The organism is Ochrobactrum sp. PL_is483, assembly GCF_055816855.1.
This window is the reverse complement of record NZ_JBVPGS010000040.1, coordinates 690,847-707,415: the sequence shown is the minus strand read 5'-3', so window position 1 is coordinate 707,415 and position 16,569 is coordinate 690,847. Positions and strand designations below refer to the sequence as shown.

The window sequence follows — 16,569 nt, the reverse complement described above, 5'->3', positions numbered from 1 at the left end:
GCAATCAATGTCCCGGAAAAGAAAAAAGCCCGGCAGAGCGAGGGAGCACTGCCGGGCAGGCGGGGAGCGTTACTTCTTCAGGATCGCGTCGGCCTTGGCGGCGGCATCCTTCAGCACGGCATCAGGTTCGCCCTTGCCGAGATAAATGCTCTGCATGGCGTTGGACGTGATGTCGGCAATTTCTTCCCAACCCGGAATAATCGGCGCAAAGCGGGCATCCGGCAGAAGCGCGGTGAAGGCGGCAAGATCGGCATTATTGACGTAATAATCCATCTTCGCCTCTTCTTTGTTGACTGGCAGAAAGCCTTCGCCCTGCGTGAACTTGGCGCGCCATTCTGTCTGGAACAGGAAGTCGAGCACCTTCCAGGCTTCCTCCTTGTTCTTGGAGTTCTGGAACATGATGACGGAATCGGTCACGCCATAGGTGCCGCGCGCGCCCGTCGGTCCGGCGGGAATGGCCGCAACACCATATTTGAGGTTCGGCGCTTCTTCCTTGATCTGGTTCGACAGGAAAGGCGCGGTAATCATCATCCCAACCTTGCCCTGCTTGAACAGGTTCTGCACGTCCTCGCGCGCATAGGACGTGACGCCGGGCTGGGTCAGGCCGTCATCGATCAGCGACTTGTAAAGTTTGGCAGCTTCAAGTGCGCCGGGTGTGCTGAGACCCGATGTGCCATCCTTGTTGAGAATTTCGGTCCCATAGGACCACATGGCATAGTAATAATAGACATCGGTCTCGATTTCCTTGCCTTGCAGGCCGAAACCGTACTTCTCACCGCCAAGCGCCTTGATCTTGGAGGCTGCTGCTTTCAGTTCGTCCCAGGTTGCTGGCGGGTTTTCGACACCTGCCTTGGCGAGCAAATCCTTGTTGTAATACATGGCGCGGGCCGAGGCCGCGATGGGCAGGCCATAGGTCTTTCCCTCAAGGACGGAGGGCGACAGGAAAGTCTCGATGAAGCGACCCTTGAACTCATCATTCATGTAACCGTCGAGCGGTTCGGCGATGCCCTGCTGCACGAAATCGATCAGCCAGCGCGTACCGATGATGGAAAGGTCCGCATTGGTGCCTGCTGAAATGTCGGTGGTCAGCTTCTGTAGAAGCACGTCCCACGGCACGACCTCGAAATTGAGCGTGATGCCGGGATTGGCAGCTTCAAACGCCTTCTTGACCTCTTCGAAATATGGGCCGGTCTTGGAGCTGTACTCCGCGACGGTCATGCGTACTTCGCCAGCCTGTGCGCCCGATGATAGCGCCAGAATGCTCAGCCCAGCCAAAAGGCCAGCCTTCCATTTGTTGATAGACATCTTCCCGTTCCCGTGTTGAGCCATCGCGATGTTGCGATGACGATCTATTATTGTTATTTTCCTACATTATCGCCTTTATTGGTACTTTCAAGTTAAAAGTTTTGTTGCAAACTTACATTTTGACTTTTACGCTGGCGAAACTAAACAGTGCAGAAAACTGCCGCATAAAAGGGGAATGGTGTGGAGCAAGCAGGTGAATTTGCCGGGAAATCTGTATTGATTACCGGCGCGGGCGGCGGTGTGGGAAGCGCGCTGGTCAAGTTGTTTTCGGAGCGCGGCGCCCGGGTGATCGGTTGCGATACGTCACTGGAAGCGATGACGGGCGATGGTTTTCATGCGCGTCATGCCTTCGATCTGCTCGACCGTGACGGGCTGGAACCGGCAGCAAAGCGGATCATAGTGGAATCGGGCCTGCCCGATATCGTCATCAACAATGCAGGCTGGACCCGCGCCGAAACTTTTGACGGGCTGGATCAGGGCAATATCAACACCGAGATCGACCTCAATCTGACAGCGGTTGCCGGATTTTCAAATGTCATGGCACAGGCCATGGCGACGCGGGGACACGGTGTTTTTGTGTTCATTTCGTCGGTCAATGGGCTTTTGCATTTCGGAAATCCGGCCTATGCGGCCGCCAAGGCCGGGATCAACGCTTTTGCGCGGGCTATTGCGGTTGAGTTCGGCAGGAAGGGCGTGCGTGCCAATGTCGTCTGTCCGGGGTCAATACGGACGCCTGCATGGGACCATCGTATCGCGCAGGATAAGAGCGTTCTGGATCGCTTGCAGCGTTTCTATCCTTTGGGGCGTATCGTTGACACAAGTGAGGTGGCGGAAACAGTAGCCTTTGTGGCCTCCAACCGCGCATCGGGGATCACTGGCGCGATCCTTCCAGTGGATGCGGGGCTGACTGCAGGCTGCCGTCCTTTCATCGAAGATATTCTCGGAGGAAACTGACCGATGAAAGAGGTTTCGCTGCGCGGCATTACCAAGACCTTCGGGCAATTGACGGTCCTCGACCATGTTGACCTCGATATTCAAAGCGGGGAATTCCTTGTACTCGTCGGTCCTTCCGGCTGCGGAAAATCCACGCTTCTGCGAATGGTGGCAGGGCTTGAGCCCATTTCCGGCGGCGATCTACTGATCGGTGGGGAGCGGGCCAACGAGTTACCGCCGCAAAAGCGCAATATCGCGATGGTGTTTCAATCCTACGCGTTGTTTCCGCATATGACGGCGCGTGAAAATATTGGTTTCGGTCCGCGCATTCGCGGCGAGAAATCGGAGGAAACTGCGGCAAAGGTGGACAAGGCGGCTTCCATCCTGAACCTTCATTCCTATCTGGATCGCTATCCGCGCCAGCTTTCCGGCGGGCAGCGCCAGCGCGTGGCCATGGGGCGCGCCATTGTTCGCGAACCATCGGTGTTCTTGTTCGACGAGCCGCTTTCCAATCTCGATGCTCAGTTGCGCGTCCAGATGCGCACCGAGATCAAGGCGCTCCATCAACGCCTGAAATCGACGGTGATCTACGTCACCCATGACCAGATCGAGGCCATGACAATGGCCGACCGGATCGTGGTTATGAACCAGGGCAAGATCCAGCAGATCGGCGCGCCGCTGGAACTTTATGACCGCCCGGCCAACAAGTTTGTTGCGGGCTTTATCGGCTCGCCATCGATGAGTTTCATTCCGGGCACTGTGTTGGGAGGAGTATTCCGTACCGGCGAGGGCGAGGAGATTGCCGTTGCCGCCGGAGCGTTCAATGCACAAGCGGAAGCTGGCATTCGCCCGGAAAATTTTACGGTCGCGCGGGACGGCAAGGGGCTGACGCTCACCGTGGAAGTCATCGAGCCGACGGGGCCGGAAACCCATATTTATGGCCGGATTGCAGGACAGCCCATACGAGCTGTGTTTCGCGAGCGCATACATCTTGCGCCCGGTGAGCAAGTGCCTGTAACTGCGAAGAGCGAACACATACATCTTTTCGACAAGGATAGCGGTCTCCCGCTTTGAACTCCCCATGAGCAAGGTTGCAGACATCATCACGCGGCTGCATGTGGTGGCGCAGGACGGATCGAAATCCGACCGGCGGCTGGCTGCGCTCGTGCTGGCCGATCCTGATTACGCTTCCAAGGCGGCAATCTCGGAAATTGCGGCCAGAGCCGGTGTCAGCGAACCCACGGTAACGCGTTTTTGCCGGGCGCTTGGCTGTGATGGCGTTCGCGATTTCAAGTTTTTTCTGGCGCAGGCGCTGGCTATCGGAGGTCAATATCTGACGGCTGAAATTCCCGCACGCGATGTGCGTGAAAGCCGCATTGCGACCGCTGTGACCGATGCGGCGGTTTCCGCCATCCAACGCGCAAGCGACGGAATCGATATGGGCGTGCTGATGAAGGTGGCCGAACGGCTCGCCGCGGGTGGCCCGGTGCTGTGTCTCGGCTCGGGCGGCATCTCGTCCATGCTGGCAACGGAAATGCAGAACCGTTTGTTTCGGCTTGGTATTCCTGTCAGTGCGCAGGTGGATGGGCAGTTGCAGCGCATGTATGCCGCTGTCACCACGCATGAGGCGACTGTGATCTCTTTCTCCGTCTCCGGCTTCGCCCGGTCGGTGGTGGAGGCCGTGCTTGTCGCAAGGCAATATGGAGCGCAGACGGTAGCAATCACGCCTGCCGGTTCCGATCTCGCCAAGGCAACAGACGTGCTCATTCCCTATCAGGCCAATGAAGACGGCAATATCTACAAGCCGACATCGTCGCGCTTCGCACTGCTCGCCATTCTCGATATGCTGGCCACCGCCACGGCGGAAGCGCGTGGACCGAAGGTGCTGGAAAGCCTGCGCCGCATCAAGCACAGCCTCAATACGCTCACAATAGATGATCCGCGCCTGCCGCTGGGAGATTGATTCATGACAGGACCGAAAACCATTCACGACGTGGATACGCCTGCGATCCTCATCGACATTGACCGGGTGAAAGCGAATATCGCCAAAGCGCAGGCCCATGCAAATGCGGTGGGAGTGAAACTGCGCCCGCATATCAAGACTCATAAACTGCCCATGTTCGCGAAAATGCAGGTGGAAGCGGGCTCCGTGGGCATTACCTGCCAGAAACTGGGTGAAGCGGAAGTCATGGCCGACGCAGGGCTGACGGATATTTTCCTGCCCTACAATATTCTGGGGCGGGAAAAGCTCGACCGTCTTCATGCATTGCATCAACGCATCACCCTGTCGGTGACGGTTGATAATCCAACCTCACTTGCAGGGCTTGCGGCGCGTTTCACCGATGAAAAGCACCCGCTGAAGGTGCTTGTCGAATGCGACACCGGCATGGGGCGCTGTGGCGTGCAGACACCGGCCGAAGCGCTGGAGCTGGCGCGCATTATCGACCGGAGCGCGGGGCTGCATTTCGGTGGCTTGATGACCTATCCCGCAGCAGGAAAGCCGGAGGAAGCCGAACAATGGCTCTACTCGGCACGGGAGCTGCTTGAGGCGAATGGCCTTTCCTGTGAGACGATTTCAAGCGGTGGAACGCCCGATATGTGGCGCAATGCTGGCGATAGTGTCGTCACCGAATATCGTCCCGGCACCTATATCTATTTCGACCGTTATCAGGTCGCACAGGGGGCGGCGATAGTGGATGACTGCGCCTTGACGGTGCTTTCGACGGTAGTGAGTCACCCGACTTCTGAACGTGCAATCATCGATGCCGGTTCCAAGGCGCTATCCAGCGATACGCTGGGCCTGAGCGATTTTGGTGAAGTGATGGGTCACCCGGATATACGTGTGGCTGGATTGAGTGAGGAGCACGGCAAGCTGACCGGCGATGTTGCCGGTCTGAAAGTCGGCGAGCGGGTGCGAATTATCCCTGACCATGTCTGCGTCGTTTCCAACCTCTTTGACGAGGTTCATCTTGTTTCGGGCGATAACGTCATTGATATCTTGCCGGTCGCCGCGCGTGGAAAGTTAAGATAATCAGGAGGATAGCATGAAGGGTGCGGTCAATCCGTTTGCAGGCGACAAGGATCGCGAGCAGATATGGGAAATGCTCGTGCGACGCGATATCGAGGCTTTCGTATCGCAGGACTGGTCGCTGGTGGCCGATGATTTCGACGAGCTACGCTTCCTCGGCATTCACGCGCATAATGATCGCGATCCCGACAAATGGGATGCAGGATTTCCGACGCTCGCAAGCTATCGCGATGAATGGCTGCGTCAGGCGGCAGAAAGTGCGGCGGTTGAATATGCCGAATCTTTGGCCGAAGGGATATTCCGTGCGACCGATTTGAGCGTGATCGATATTACAGGCGACGTCGCGGTGGCGCGAAAAAAATTCGATGGAACGATTGCAAGAAAGGACGGCTCCGTCGACCGCCTCAACTGGCAGACGCTCTATTTCTGCCGCCGCGAGGGAGCGCGCTGGAAGATCACCGGCTTTGTTGGATATATGGCGTATCGCTGAAAGATCGGCCACACGGACTGTCTATCACGGCGCGGATCGCCCGATCTGTGCCGTTTTTATGTATAGACTAAATGGTTCCAGATTACAGTATAATCACACTATTTTTCTGCAATTATAGTCTTTTTTCTCCCGAATTATACTAATTCGGATGATGTCGCAGCTGATGGCATATTTGTCGCAGGCCGTTCCGGTAATTGACTGGAAGATGACTACTATTGCCTTCAAGCTGGTTGATCACCTCCTGCTTTGAGCGGTGTCGAACAGTCCTCAAAATTCGTTGTGCAACCCTTCAAAAAAACATTCAAGGGGACGGTTGCCGGACGGATCATTCAGATGAATTCACGGCTGTGGGTGGACATGTCGGGAAATGACCTATATAGAATCAGGCAATCTATCGATAATCATTCCATGTGGGCCGTTCGCGGAACGCAGATTGAGTGCGAGCATTTTGCGCTGGAATGAAGTTCTATCAATGTTAAAAAGGAGATTAAGTCCGCCAGCACAGCGGGGTTAAACTTAATGCATGGTATTTTATACAAGGAAGAAAGTATGAAGTCGCCGGCTAAGACTAAAATAAGCTTGAAAGGCATTTTTAAAGTCTTCGGCGATGATCCGGAGCGTGCAATGCAGGAGTTGCGCGCAGGTAAATCAAAAACCCAGATTCACAGCGAATTCGGCGCAACAATCGGCGTCGATAATGCGACCTTCGATATCTATGAAGGCGAAGTATTCGTTATTATGGGCCTCTCCGGCTCGGGCAAATCCACGCTTCTGCGTCTGCTCAATCGCCTGATCGAACCGACTGCCGGCTCCATCGAAGTGGATGGCCGCGATGTCGTCAAAATGACCAAGCGCGAGTTGATCGATCTTCGTCGCCGCGACATGAGCATGGTATTTCAATCCTTCGCGCTGCTGCCCAATCGTTCGGTTCTCAACAATGCGTCTTTCGGCCTTGAAGTGGCCGGAATGGGCGAGGTTGAACGCCACCAGAAAGCACTGAAGGCGCTCGCAGCGGTCGGACTGGAACCATACGCCCATAGCATGCCGGACCAGCTTTCCGGCGGTATGAAACAACGCGTCGGACTGGCGCGGGCGCTGGCCAGCGAACCGACCATTCTTCTGATGGACGAGGCTTTTTCTGCACTCGATCCGCTGATCCGCACCGAAATGCAGGACGAGCTGAAGCGTCTTCAGGCGGAGCACAGCCGGACAATCATTTTCGTCAGCCACGATCTGGATGAAGCCATGCGCATCGGCGACCGTATCTGCATCATGCAACACGGCAAGGTGGTGCAGGTTGGAACGCCGAACGAAATCGTGTCCGCACCGGCCAACGATTATGTCCGTTCCTTCTTCCGCAATGTGGATGTGTCCCGGGTATTCAAAGCCGCTGATGTGGCGCGCGAGGACGAGCTCATCGTGTTCGAACCCGAACAGCTGGCAACAGCGCTTGAACGGTTCGATACGAGCGGGAAGACATTCGGTGTGCTGATCGATGCTGACCGTACCTATCGCGGAATGGTTAGCCGTGATGCGCTGGCAAAGGGTGCTGTAGCGCAAGGCGGGAACGAGCTGGAAGGCGTCTCTGCCATTGAGGCGGAAGCGCCGCTTTCCGGATTGTTGACGCAGGTGGCGGAAAGCCCCTGGCCGGTCCCGGTTACGGACCGCCAGAACCGCTATGTCGGTGCCATCAGTAAATCGGCATTGCTCGAAACGCTTGGCCGCGCGGGTTGATACCTGCACGCCAACGGACTTTTGCCTGATAGGGGCAGAATGGGTCCAATCCAGAAGAAATACGGAAATGGACGGTAAAACATGGATTTGAATTTCAGTGTCGGCGGCTGGGCGGATGTTGTGGTCAACTACATTCTCGACCACTTTACGCCCGCGCTCGATATGATCGCAGCCACTATCGGTTTTGTTACCGACAGTATTCAAAATGCTCTGCTCGCTGTGCCGCCGAGCGGCGGGGTTGCAGTTTTAACATTGCTATCGCTGTGGCGCGTGGGGTGGAAATTTGCGATTTTCACGGCTCTCGCGCTGGGCCTCATCATCCACATGGATTTGTGGATAGGCACGATGGAAAGTCTTTCTCTGGTGCTCGCCTCGACAGTTATCGCTGTCGTAATCGGCATTCCGCTTGGTATCGCGATGGCTCGCAGCGACACAGTCGCTTCGGCCGTGCGCCCAGTCCTCGACCTCATGCAGACGATGCCTGCTTTCGTTTATCTCATTCCGGCTGCAATGTTTTTCGGTCTTGGTGCCGTGCCCGGGACGATTGCGACGGTGATCTTCGCGATGCCGCCAGTCGTGCGTCTGACCAATCTCGGCATCCGGCAGGTGCATTCGGAGTTTGTTGAAGCGGGTCTCGCCTTCGGCTGCACGTCGCGGCAGCTTCTGTTCAAGGTACAGCTCCCGAACGCTATGCCCTCGATCATGGCCGGTATCAATCAGACGATCATGCTGTCGCTTTCGATGGTGGTCATTGCATCGATGATCGGCGCCGGCGGTCTCGGCAATACGGTTCTGACCGGTATTCAGCGCCTCAATGTGGGCCTCGGCTTCGAGGGCGGCCTTGCCGTGGTCATTCTGGCAGTCATTCTCGACCGCATTACCCAGAGCTTCGGCAAGGGCGGGGCCGGATTTTTCAAGCGGCTCGCATCTCTAAGGAAGGCGGCGGACACTCAGTCCGCCTCGTCCTTTCGCAAGCAGGAAGCATGAAACAGGCAAAAATAACCAAGAATAACAACGGGAACTGATACCAATCGAAAAGGAGAAGCTATGTTAGGCAAACTAACCAAATTCGGTCTGGCGGCAGTTGTGGCGGGAACGATGACCATGGGCGCAGCATTTGCGCAGGACAGCAAGCCGGTTAAAATAGGCTGGGCACCATGGTCGGATGCTGAGTTCGTCACAAAACTTGCCAAGAAGCTGATCGAAGACAATCTCGGCCAGAAGGTCGAGCTGGTTCAGACGGACGTGGCCCCACTCTATCAGGGCGTGAGCCGTGGCGATATTGATGCCATGATGATGGCCTGGCTGCCGGAAACCCACGCTGACTACTACAAGCGCATCGAGGGCAAGGTCGAAAATCTCGGCCCGCTCTATGAAGGTGCGAAGCTTGGCTGGATCGTTCCGGCATACATTCCCGAAAGCGAGATCAGCTCCATCGAGGACCTGAAAAAGCCCGAAGTTCGCGAAAAGCTGAAAGGCGAAATCCAGGGCATTGATCCGGGTGCCGGTCTTACCCGCCTGTCGCAGGAAGCGATCAAGAAATATGGGCTGGACTACAAGCTCAATATTTCGAGTGAAGCGGCCATGCTGACCACGGTCGACCGCGCCACGCGTTCCGACGGCTGGTTCGTGGCGACTTCGTGGAGCCCGCACTGGATGTTCGGCAAGTACAAGCTGCGCTACATTGCCGATCCTGAAGGCGCACTTGGTGGTGCTGAACATATCGACGCTATCGCACGCAAGGGCTTCAAGGAAGAGAACCCGAAAGTTGCGTCGCTGCTCACCAAGATGAGCCTTCCGATCAGCGAGCTTGAGGCTGCGATGTTCGATGCGCAGGAAACATCCTATGAAAAGGCCGTCGACAAATATATCGCGGACCATCCTGATCGCATCAAGGAGTGGCTGGCGGAATAAAGCCCAAGCAAAAGCCCCGGGAAACCGGGGCTTTTCGCATTCTATCCTCTTCGAGCAATCAGGATACCGGAGATCACGATAATCCCCCCGAAAGCCTGCAGCATGCCGATGGGTTCGGACAGGAGCGTCCAGGCAAGAAACGCCGCGACGACGGGTTGCAGAAGCAGGGTGAGTGACGAGAACGACGCAGGAAGATAGGCAAGCGCATAAGCGATCATGCTTTGACCTGCGGCATGGGTCACCCAGGCTAACCCGGCAAGGATCAGCCAGCCATAGAGCGTGGCGGGCAGAATCTGACCTTCCATGAAATAAGCGACCGGCAGTGAAAACACCGCGGCAATCGCGCTGCTCCACAGCATGATGCGCATGGTGGAAAAGCGGCTGCGCAGGCGGCCCACCGAAAGGATGTAACCGGCATAGAAGACCGCGGCCAGAAGCGCCATCGCATCGCCGGAAGATTGGGACTCGAGAAGCTCACCCGGTCCACCTTTCAGCACCACGACACCGAGGGTCGCGACGGCAAGTCCGATCATGAAGGAGGTGCTCACGCGCGACTTGAAAAGCAGCCATGCGCCGAGCGTCACGAAAATCGGTGCCATATTGGCAAGCAGCGTTGCATTGGCAACGGATGTCATGTGCAGCGACAAATGCCACGCGCCCAGATCGAAAGCGATAAACAGGCCGGGCAGGGCGAGACGCAAACAATCGGACGGGGTGAGCGGAGCGGCATCTTTTTCATCGCGTCGCTCGCGGCCATCCATGAGCAAAAGCGGTAAAACCGCCAGTGCAAGACGCCAGAAGCCGGTTGCGAGCGGGCCAACCTCGGAAAGCCGAACAAAGATCGGCGAACTGCCAATGGCTATGCCGCCGACAATAAGGGCAGTCATTGCCCAGCGCTGTGCGTTGGAAGGTGCAGGGTTTGCGGCGGTGGTATGCGACATTTTCAAGCCCGGTGTTATGCCGACATGCCGCTTTTGATCGCGCAATGCGAGATCTGGCTTCGGACTGAACCGATCGCGGAGAAATCAGTACTTTTCTTCCAGCGATCTGTTCTGAGTGTTATTTTTCGTATCGCGGAAAGATGAAAGTTTGGAAAATCTTGCCCGCGACATTGATATGACGCGAGCTTGCTTATTCCTGTTTTGGGGAGACGTCTAGCTCCTGCATATGGATGAAACTTAAAAATTCATTCTGTCGTTGTTCGGCGTGGTGCAACGTGAATGAAAAAGCGCCCCGGAGGGCGCTTCCCGATCATCAGCGATAATAGGGTGAGTAGCACTGTTTGCGCGGCCCATTATTGGGCTGGAACGTGTTGTCCGATGAGCGATAGGACTTGTAGCGGTTATAGCACCACTGCACATGTGCACTGGAGAGCCTGGGTGCGCGATATACGGGGCGGGGCTGGCTTATTGCGCCGCCAATGATGGCGCCAGCACCGAATGCGGCCAGCGGATACCACCAGCCGTCGCTATGGCGACGATAGCCGTGGCGATAATGCCGATAACCGCGATGACCATGCCAGTATCCGGGTCGGTTGGGGCGATGGCCACGATAATGACGCGGTGGGCGGCGATGATCGCGTACCTGTTCGATAGTCTGGTCGATGACTGGACGTTCCAGGTTCATAGGTGCGGCCATTGTCGGTGCAACCGATGTCGCTCCGAAAATGAGGGCCAATGCCCCGACACAAGTCTGTTTGAAGATGTTCACGTGCAACCCTCCGTGTTGGCCTCCGTAATGGAATGACGAGGGTAAACGATTGAAATATAGAATTGTTCCCAATTTTATATGGGTGTGGGACGGAGTTTCAGGCTTATCAAAAACGCAGAAAATGAAGAGGAGCGGGCTCCTCCCCAAGAACCCGCTCCCCAATGCATCGCCCCCCGCCATAGGTGGTGCGATGCTGACCCCTTGTGGCCTTTGTCAGCCCGAATTCAGCGCATCAGACCTTACCTTCGAGCGCGGCATTTAGCAACTTCAGCGCGCGTTCTTTTGTCAGCTCAATCGGGTTGCCGCCCGCGGTCGGATCGACGATGGCCATTTCGGCTATCAGGTCTTTCCGGGCGTCGTCCATTTCAAGGCCCTTGATGAATTCAGGCAGTGTATTGGGGACACCGAGGCCGCTGCGCAATTTCATGACAGCGGCCAGAAATCCGTCAAATCCACCCTTGATGCCGAGATAATCGGCAAGTCGTTCGATACGCTTTTCGATAGCCGCCCGGTTCTGAAGCAGGACATAGGGCATGAAGACCGCGTTGGTCATGCCATGATGGGTGTCATAGAGGGCGCCAATCGGGTGTGACAGCGAATGGATTGCACCGAGCCCTTTCTGGAAGGCGGTTGCGCCCATGGCCGCAGCCGCCATCATGTTGGCACGGGCTTCGACATTCTTGCCATCAGCATAAGCCTTCGGAAGGTTTTCAAAAACGAGACGGATGCCCTCAACCGCGATGCCGTCTGCCATTGGGTGAAAGCCCGGCGCGCAATAGGCCTCAAGGCAGTGCGCCAGCGCATCCATGCCTGTCCCAGCCGTGATGAAGGGCGGCATTCCGGTCGAAAGTTCCGGGTCGGCAATGACCGTCACCGGCAGCATCTTCGGGTGGAAAATCACCTTCTTGGTGTGGGTGGTTTCATTGGTCAGAACACCTGCGCGGCCAACTTCAGAACCGGTGCCTGCCGTCGTCGGCACCGCAATGATCGGCGCAATGGCATTGCTGTCAGCGCGGGTCCACCAGTCGCCAATATCTTCAAAATCCCAGACGGGCCGGGTCTGTCCAGCCTGAAAGGCAATCAGCTTGCCAAGGTCCAATGCCGAACCGCCGCCAAAGGCGATGACACCGTCATGCTTGCCGCTTTTGAAGACCTCGACGCCCGCATAAAGATTGCTTTCAACTGGGTTCGGTTTCACATCGGAAAATACTCCGTATTTCACGCCAGCTTCGTCCAGAATAGCAAGGGTGGACGCCACTACGGGAAGCTTCGCCAAACCCGGATCGGTGACGAAAAGCGGGCGCTCAATGCCTGCGGATTTCAGGACGGCTGGAAGCTCCCGGATGCGCCCCGGCCCGAAAAGCACGGTGGTCGGGAAATTCCATTTCGCGGTCAAAGTGGTCATGTCGATTGCTTTCCGTATTATGATGGGCGGTCAGATTTTTTCACGCAGATGGAAGGATTTCGGTCGCGTGAGATTGCCGTAGCCGATGGCCGAGAGGGCAGCACCTTTGCCGGTGTCCTTCACGCCAGTCCAGACAAGTGCAGGATCGAGATAATCGCAGCGGTTCATGAAAACTGTGCCTGTTTCGATGCGGTCGCCGAGAGCGGCGGCGCGGTCTGTGTCGGTCGTCCACAATGAAGCCGTCAGGCCGTAAATGCTGTCATTCATGAGCGCGAGGGCTTCCTCATCATTGCGCACTTTCATGATGCCGACGATGGGGCCGAAACTTTCCTCACGCATGACGCTCATCTGGTGGTCGACATTGGTAAGCACTTCCGGCGCGACATAGGGAGAACCTGCGCGGTCATTCGCGACGCTCATATTCACATGTGCCTTTGCCCCTTTGCGCAGGGCCTCCGCTTTCTGTTCGCGGATGAGATCGGCGAAACGCGCCTGCGCCATGGGGCCAAGGGTGGTTCCCGCATCCAGCGGATTGCCGACGACATATTGCTTGGTCAGGTTTATGAAACCATCGACAAAGCGGTCATAGACAGCTTCATGCACATAGATGCGCTCGATCCCGCAGCAGCACTGGCCCGAATTGAAAAACGCGCCGTCCACCAGATTTGCGATGGCATGATCCAGATTGGCGTCGGGCAGGACATAGGCCGGGTCCTTGCCGCCCAGTTCCAGCCCCAGCGTCATGAAGGTGCCTGCGGCAGCCTTTTCAATTGCTCGACCACCGCCGACTGAGCCGGTGAAATTCACGTGGTCAATCGTGCCGGAGGCGAGCAGCTTTTCCGTCGATGCATGGTCGAGCACTACATTCTGGAAAACCCCTTTGGGCAGCCCGGCCTTTTCGAACGCTTTTGCAAAGCGTTCACCGGCCAGTAGCGTTTGCGTCGCATGTTTGAGGATCACGCTATTCCCGGCCATCAATGCCGGGATGATCGTGTTGACGGCGGTAAGATAGGGATAGTTCCACGGCGCGATCACCATCACCACGCCGAGCGGAACATGTTTCACATAGCGGCGGAAGCCATCCTTCTGCGCTGGGACATAGGCCTTGAGCGACTCCTCGGCGATGTCGATCATATACTGGCCGCGCTCCTGAACGCCGCCGTTTTCGCCGCCATAGCGCGTGGGGCGACCCATCTGCCATGCGATTTCAGGAACGATTTCGTCCTGCATTTCGGCAAGGGCGTCGAGTGCGGCCCGGCAATAACGTGCGCGTTCCGCGATGCTCAGTTGAGCCCATCCGGCCTGCGCATCGCGGGCAGCTGCCACCGCCGAGGCGATTGCGGCCCCGTCCAAGAAAGGACGCTCGGCATAAACAGAACCGTCTATCGGGGAGATGATTTTGGCTGTGCCGCTCATCTTTGGTTTCCTTTGAAGTCTGGCATTATCTCAGGGTCAATAGCGCTCGAAACCGCGGTGCAGTTCCCAGTCAGTCACGCGCCGGTCGTACTCGATCTGCTCCCAATGAGCGGTGTGGACATAGTGGTTGACCACTGCCTCCCCGAGCGCCTCCTTGAGAAACACGGAGTTCTTGAGGGCCTGGGCGGCTTCACGCAGTGTATAGGGAATTTCCTTGAGTTTCACGGCGCTATAGGCATCGCCCACGAAGGGTTCTTCGAGTTCCAGCTGCTCGTCTATTCCTTTCAGGCCGGCTGCGATAAGCGCTGCAAAGGCCAGATACGGATTGAGATCGGCACCGCCGATGCGACACTCAATGCGGATGCCTTTCGTGCCTTCGCCGCAGAGACGGAAACCTGCGGTGCGATTATCCTGGCTCCACATGATTTTTGTCGGCGCGAAGGTGCCAGCCTGAAAACGCTTGTAGGAGTTGATGTAGGGCGCCAGGAAATAGGTATAGTCGGTGGCATATTTGAGCTGCCCGGCCACCCATGAACGCATTAGCGGCGTCATGGTGTAAGGCGCTTTCGGATCGAAAAAGAGCGGGTCCTTGCCGTCGGCACTCCAGATGGAATTATGTACGTGGCTCGAACTTCCGGCCTTGCTGTAATCATACTTGGCCATGAAGGTGATGCATTTGCCGTGCGCCTCGGCAATTTCCTTCATCGCGTTTTTCATGATGACATGGCGATCCGCCATTTCGAGAGCTTCGGCGTAGCGCACATTCAGCTCTTCCTGCCCCGGACCCCATTCGCCCTTGGAGTTTTCGACCGGAATGCCAGCCGCTGCAAGCTGGTTGCGCATCGCACGCAGAACCGGTTCTTCCTTGGTGGTCAGGTGGATCACATAATCCTGCACGTAAGGGGAGGCCGTTTCCATATCCTGCCAATGCTTGGCACGGGCGGTCTTGTAGGTCTCATCGAAAAGATAGAATTCAAGTTCGGACGCGAAGTAGGCGCGATAGCCGCGCTCGTGCAGGCGGGCGAGCTGCTTCTTGAGGATGGCGCGCGGAGAATGCGCCAGATCCTGATGGTCATGATGATCGAGCACGTCGCAAAGTACGATGGCGGTCTTTTCCAGCCATGTGGCGACGCGCAAGGTCGAAAGATCCGGCTTGATGACAAAATCACCATAGCCCTTATCCCATCCGGCCGCTTCATAGCCCGGGACCGGCTCCATATCGATATCGTCGGCAAGGAGATAGTTGCAACCATGGGTCTCGTCGTAACCGGATTCCACGAAAAACTGACCGTAGAAGCGTTTGCCGATCAGGCGTCCCTGCATGTCCACAAAACATGCGAGAACGGTGTCGATTTCGTCATTTGCAACAGCTTGTTTCAATGCATCGAAAGTCAATTGTCCGGCCATTTATGCTCGCTCCAGAACGGAAAAAAGTGATGGACGCGGCGCACTGCGCCGCGTCCAAAATTTCAGGCATAACGATAGGGCGCGCCCGCATCGCGCATGGTCTTCTGATATTTCTTGAGTATTTCGACCACCTTCGCATTTCGTGCGCTCTTGGCGGCGATTTCGTCCCAGAACTGCATGGCTGCATCTTCCACCTGCTTCCATTCAGCTTCAGGAATGCTGGTGAGTTCCAGCTTGCCACCCGTTGTGCGGTAATGCGCTTCGCCCCACCAGTACCAGTGCTGGCGATAGTAATGCGAACTATCCATTGCCAGCCGGAACAGCTGCTTGAGATGATCCGGCACGGCATTCCACTTTTCCGTATTGGCAAAATAGGACCCGGCCCATGCACCGCTGATATTATTGGTGAGGTAGTATTTGTTGATGTCGGCCCAGCCGACCGTATATACCTCCGTCGCGCCGGACCAGCACACGCCGTCCAGCTCGCCGGTCTGGATCGCGACTTCGATATCTTCCCATGGCAAAGTCACCGGAACGACGCCGAATTTGGTCAGGAAGCGCCCCCCGGTCGGGAAGGTGAAGACGCGCAGTCCTTGCAAGTCCTGCAGGCTGCGGATCGGCTTGGTTGTCGCAAAATTGCACGGGTCCCAGGAACCGGCGCTAAGCCAGGTTACCCCCGGAATTTCCTTATATGCTTCTTCCCAGATTTCATTGAGCCCGTACCAGTTGAACAGGGCGGGCACATCGAGGCTGTAGCGTGATGCGAAGGGGAAATAAGCTCCGAACACCGCGACGTCGACGGGCGAGGCCATGGAGTCGTCGTCGCTTTGCGCGGCGTCGATTGTACCGGACTGAACGGCTCGAAACAGCTCGCCCTGCGGGACAAGCTGGTCTGCGGTGTAGAGCTCGATCACCATTTCGCCATTCGCGGCTTTGTTGAACGCTTCGATTGACGGCTTGATGACGTGCTCGGCCAGCGCCGGACCCGCATAGGTCTGAAGCCGCCATTTGATCGGGCTTTGCGCCCGCACATAAGGCGTTGCAAGTGTGCTGGCACCCAAGGCACCTACGGTTGTCAGCCCGGCTTTCTTGAGAAAATCGCGTTTGTTAAGCTTGCTGTTCTCACTCATGCCCATTCTCCCACTCTTGTTTGAGTTCACCCTTTAATTATTCCGGTCCGGCCCTTTGGGCTCTTATCACCGGCTTATGCGCATTCTCCCGTGCGTG

The 16,569-nt window shown here is 56.6% G+C and carries 15 protein-coding genes; 8 read left to right on the top strand and 7 right to left on the bottom strand.

The genetic code is table 11. The features are described 5' to 3' along the window. Positions 1-69 precede the first annotated feature (69 nt). On the bottom strand, positions 70-1,305 hold the full coding sequence (locus tag AC0TNJ_RS21680) for an ABC transporter substrate-binding protein (RefSeq protein ID WP_473772354.1): 1,236 nt from the start codon (positions 1,303-1,305) through the stop codon (positions 70-72). Positions 1,306-1,485: 180 nt separating this feature from the next. On the opposite strand from AC0TNJ_RS21680, the gene AC0TNJ_RS21675 reads away from it, so the two are divergent. From AC0TNJ_RS21675 to AC0TNJ_RS21640, 8 genes are all read left to right on the top strand, one after another. Continuing rightward, positions 1,486-2,259, top strand: coding sequence for an SDR family oxidoreductase (locus AC0TNJ_RS21675; protein ID WP_473772353.1), 774 nt, complete (start codon positions 1,486-1,488; stop codon positions 2,257-2,259). 3 nt (positions 2,260-2,262) lie between these two features. After that, positions 2,263-3,312 (top strand): ABC transporter ATP-binding protein, encoded by a 1,050-nt coding sequence (locus AC0TNJ_RS21670; RefSeq protein ID WP_473772352.1) that lies wholly within the window; start codon positions 2,263-2,265, stop codon positions 3,310-3,312. A gap of 7 nt (positions 3,313-3,319) precedes the next feature. Beyond that, a complete protein-coding gene (locus AC0TNJ_RS21665; protein ID WP_473772351.1) occupies positions 3,320-4,201 on the top strand; it encodes a MurR/RpiR family transcriptional regulator in 882 nt (293 codons plus the stop codon). 3 nt (positions 4,202-4,204) lie between these two features. Next, positions 4,205-5,269, top strand: a complete 1,065-nt coding sequence (locus AC0TNJ_RS21660) for a D-TA family PLP-dependent enzyme (RefSeq protein ID WP_473772350.1) — start codon at positions 4,205-4,207, stop codon at positions 5,267-5,269. A gap of 13 nt (positions 5,270-5,282) precedes the next feature. Beyond that, on the top strand, positions 5,283-5,756 hold the full coding sequence (locus tag AC0TNJ_RS21655; RefSeq protein WP_473772349.1) for a hypothetical protein: 474 nt from the start codon (positions 5,283-5,285) through the stop codon (positions 5,754-5,756). 549 nt (positions 5,757-6,305) lie between these two features. Then, positions 6,306-7,490: a glycine betaine/L-proline ABC transporter ATP-binding protein ProV gene (gene proV / locus AC0TNJ_RS21650; RefSeq protein ID WP_473772348.1), complete on the top strand. Its 1,185-nt coding sequence runs from the start codon at positions 6,306-6,308 to the stop codon at positions 7,488-7,490. Positions 7,491-7,571: 81 nt separating this feature from the next. Then, a complete protein-coding gene (locus AC0TNJ_RS21645) occupies positions 7,572-8,477 on the top strand; it encodes an ABC transporter permease (RefSeq protein ID WP_473772347.1) in 906 nt (301 codons plus the stop codon). Between the two features lie 60 nt (positions 8,478-8,537). Further along, positions 8,538-9,404, top strand: coding sequence for a glycine betaine ABC transporter substrate-binding protein (locus AC0TNJ_RS21640; protein ID WP_006469146.1), 867 nt, complete (start codon positions 8,538-8,540; stop codon positions 9,402-9,404). Between the two features lie 41 nt (positions 9,405-9,445). Here AC0TNJ_RS21640 and AC0TNJ_RS21635 read toward each other — a convergent pair whose 3' ends face one another. From AC0TNJ_RS21635 to AC0TNJ_RS21610, 6 genes are all read right to left on the bottom strand, one after another. Beyond that, entirely contained in the window at positions 9,446-10,345 is a 900-nt protein-coding gene (locus tag AC0TNJ_RS21635) for a DMT family transporter (RefSeq protein WP_473772346.1), read from the bottom strand. 313 nt (positions 10,346-10,658) lie between these two features. Continuing rightward, positions 10,659-11,114, bottom strand: coding sequence for a BA14K family protein (locus AC0TNJ_RS21630; RefSeq protein ID WP_473772345.1), 456 nt, complete (start codon positions 11,112-11,114; stop codon positions 10,659-10,661). Between the two features lie 232 nt (positions 11,115-11,346). Further along, positions 11,347-12,519, bottom strand: coding sequence for an iron-containing alcohol dehydrogenase (locus AC0TNJ_RS21625; RefSeq protein WP_473772344.1), 1,173 nt, complete (start codon positions 12,517-12,519; stop codon positions 11,347-11,349). A 30-nt stretch (positions 12,520-12,549) separates the two neighbouring features. Further along, on the bottom strand, positions 12,550-13,935 hold the full coding sequence (locus AC0TNJ_RS21620) for an aldehyde dehydrogenase family protein (RefSeq protein WP_473772343.1): 1,386 nt from the start codon (positions 13,933-13,935) through the stop codon (positions 12,550-12,552). A gap of 36 nt (positions 13,936-13,971) precedes the next feature. Beyond that, positions 13,972-15,342, bottom strand: a complete 1,371-nt coding sequence (locus AC0TNJ_RS21615) for a glutamine synthetase family protein (RefSeq protein ID WP_473772342.1) — start codon at positions 15,340-15,342, stop codon at positions 13,972-13,974. A gap of 62 nt (positions 15,343-15,404) precedes the next feature. Continuing rightward, positions 15,405-16,472 (bottom strand): TRAP transporter substrate-binding protein, encoded by a 1,068-nt coding sequence (locus tag AC0TNJ_RS21610; protein WP_473768376.1) that lies wholly within the window; start codon positions 16,470-16,472, stop codon positions 15,405-15,407. Between the last annotated feature and the right edge of the window lie 97 nt (positions 16,473-16,569).

Excerpts from the sequence above, each read along its gene's own strand:
- AC0TNJ_RS21680 (WP_473772354.1), bottom strand. The coding sequence starts at position 1,305 with ATGTCTATCAACAAATGGAAGGCTGGCCTTTTGGCTGGGCTGAGCATT.
- AC0TNJ_RS21670 (WP_473772352.1), top strand. The coding sequence starts at position 2,263 with ATGAAAGAGGTTTCGCTGCGCGGCATTACCAAGACCTTCGGGCAATTG.
- AC0TNJ_RS21665 (WP_473772351.1), top strand. The coding sequence starts at position 3,320 with ATGAGCAAGGTTGCAGACATCATCACGCGGCTGCATGTGGTGGCGCAG.
- AC0TNJ_RS21660 (WP_473772350.1), top strand. The coding sequence starts at position 4,205 with ATGACAGGACCGAAAACCATTCACGACGTGGATACGCCTGCGATCCTC.
- AC0TNJ_RS21655 (WP_473772349.1), top strand. The coding sequence starts at position 5,283 with ATGAAGGGTGCGGTCAATCCGTTTGCAGGCGACAAGGATCGCGAGCAG.
- proV (WP_473772348.1), top strand. The coding sequence starts at position 6,306 with ATGAAGTCGCCGGCTAAGACTAAAATAAGCTTGAAAGGCATTTTTAAA.
- AC0TNJ_RS21645 (WP_473772347.1), top strand. The coding sequence starts at position 7,572 with ATGGATTTGAATTTCAGTGTCGGCGGCTGGGCGGATGTTGTGGTCAAC.
- AC0TNJ_RS21640 (WP_006469146.1), top strand. The coding sequence starts at position 8,538 with ATGTTAGGCAAACTAACCAAATTCGGTCTGGCGGCAGTTGTGGCGGGA.
- AC0TNJ_RS21635 (WP_473772346.1), bottom strand. The coding sequence starts at position 10,345 with ATGTCGCATACCACCGCCGCAAACCCTGCACCTTCCAACGCACAGCGC.
- AC0TNJ_RS21625 (WP_473772344.1), bottom strand. The coding sequence starts at position 12,519 with ATGACCACTTTGACCGCGAAATGGAATTTCCCGACCACCGTGCTTTTC.
- AC0TNJ_RS21620 (WP_473772343.1), bottom strand. The coding sequence starts at position 13,935 with ATGAGCGGCACAGCCAAAATCATCTCCCCGATAGACGGTTCTGTTTAT.
- AC0TNJ_RS21615 (WP_473772342.1), bottom strand. The coding sequence starts at position 15,342 with ATGGCCGGACAATTGACTTTCGATGCATTGAAACAAGCTGTTGCAAAT.
- AC0TNJ_RS21610 (WP_473768376.1), bottom strand. The coding sequence starts at position 16,472 with ATGAGTGAGAACAGCAAGCTTAACAAACGCGATTTTCTCAAGAAAGCC.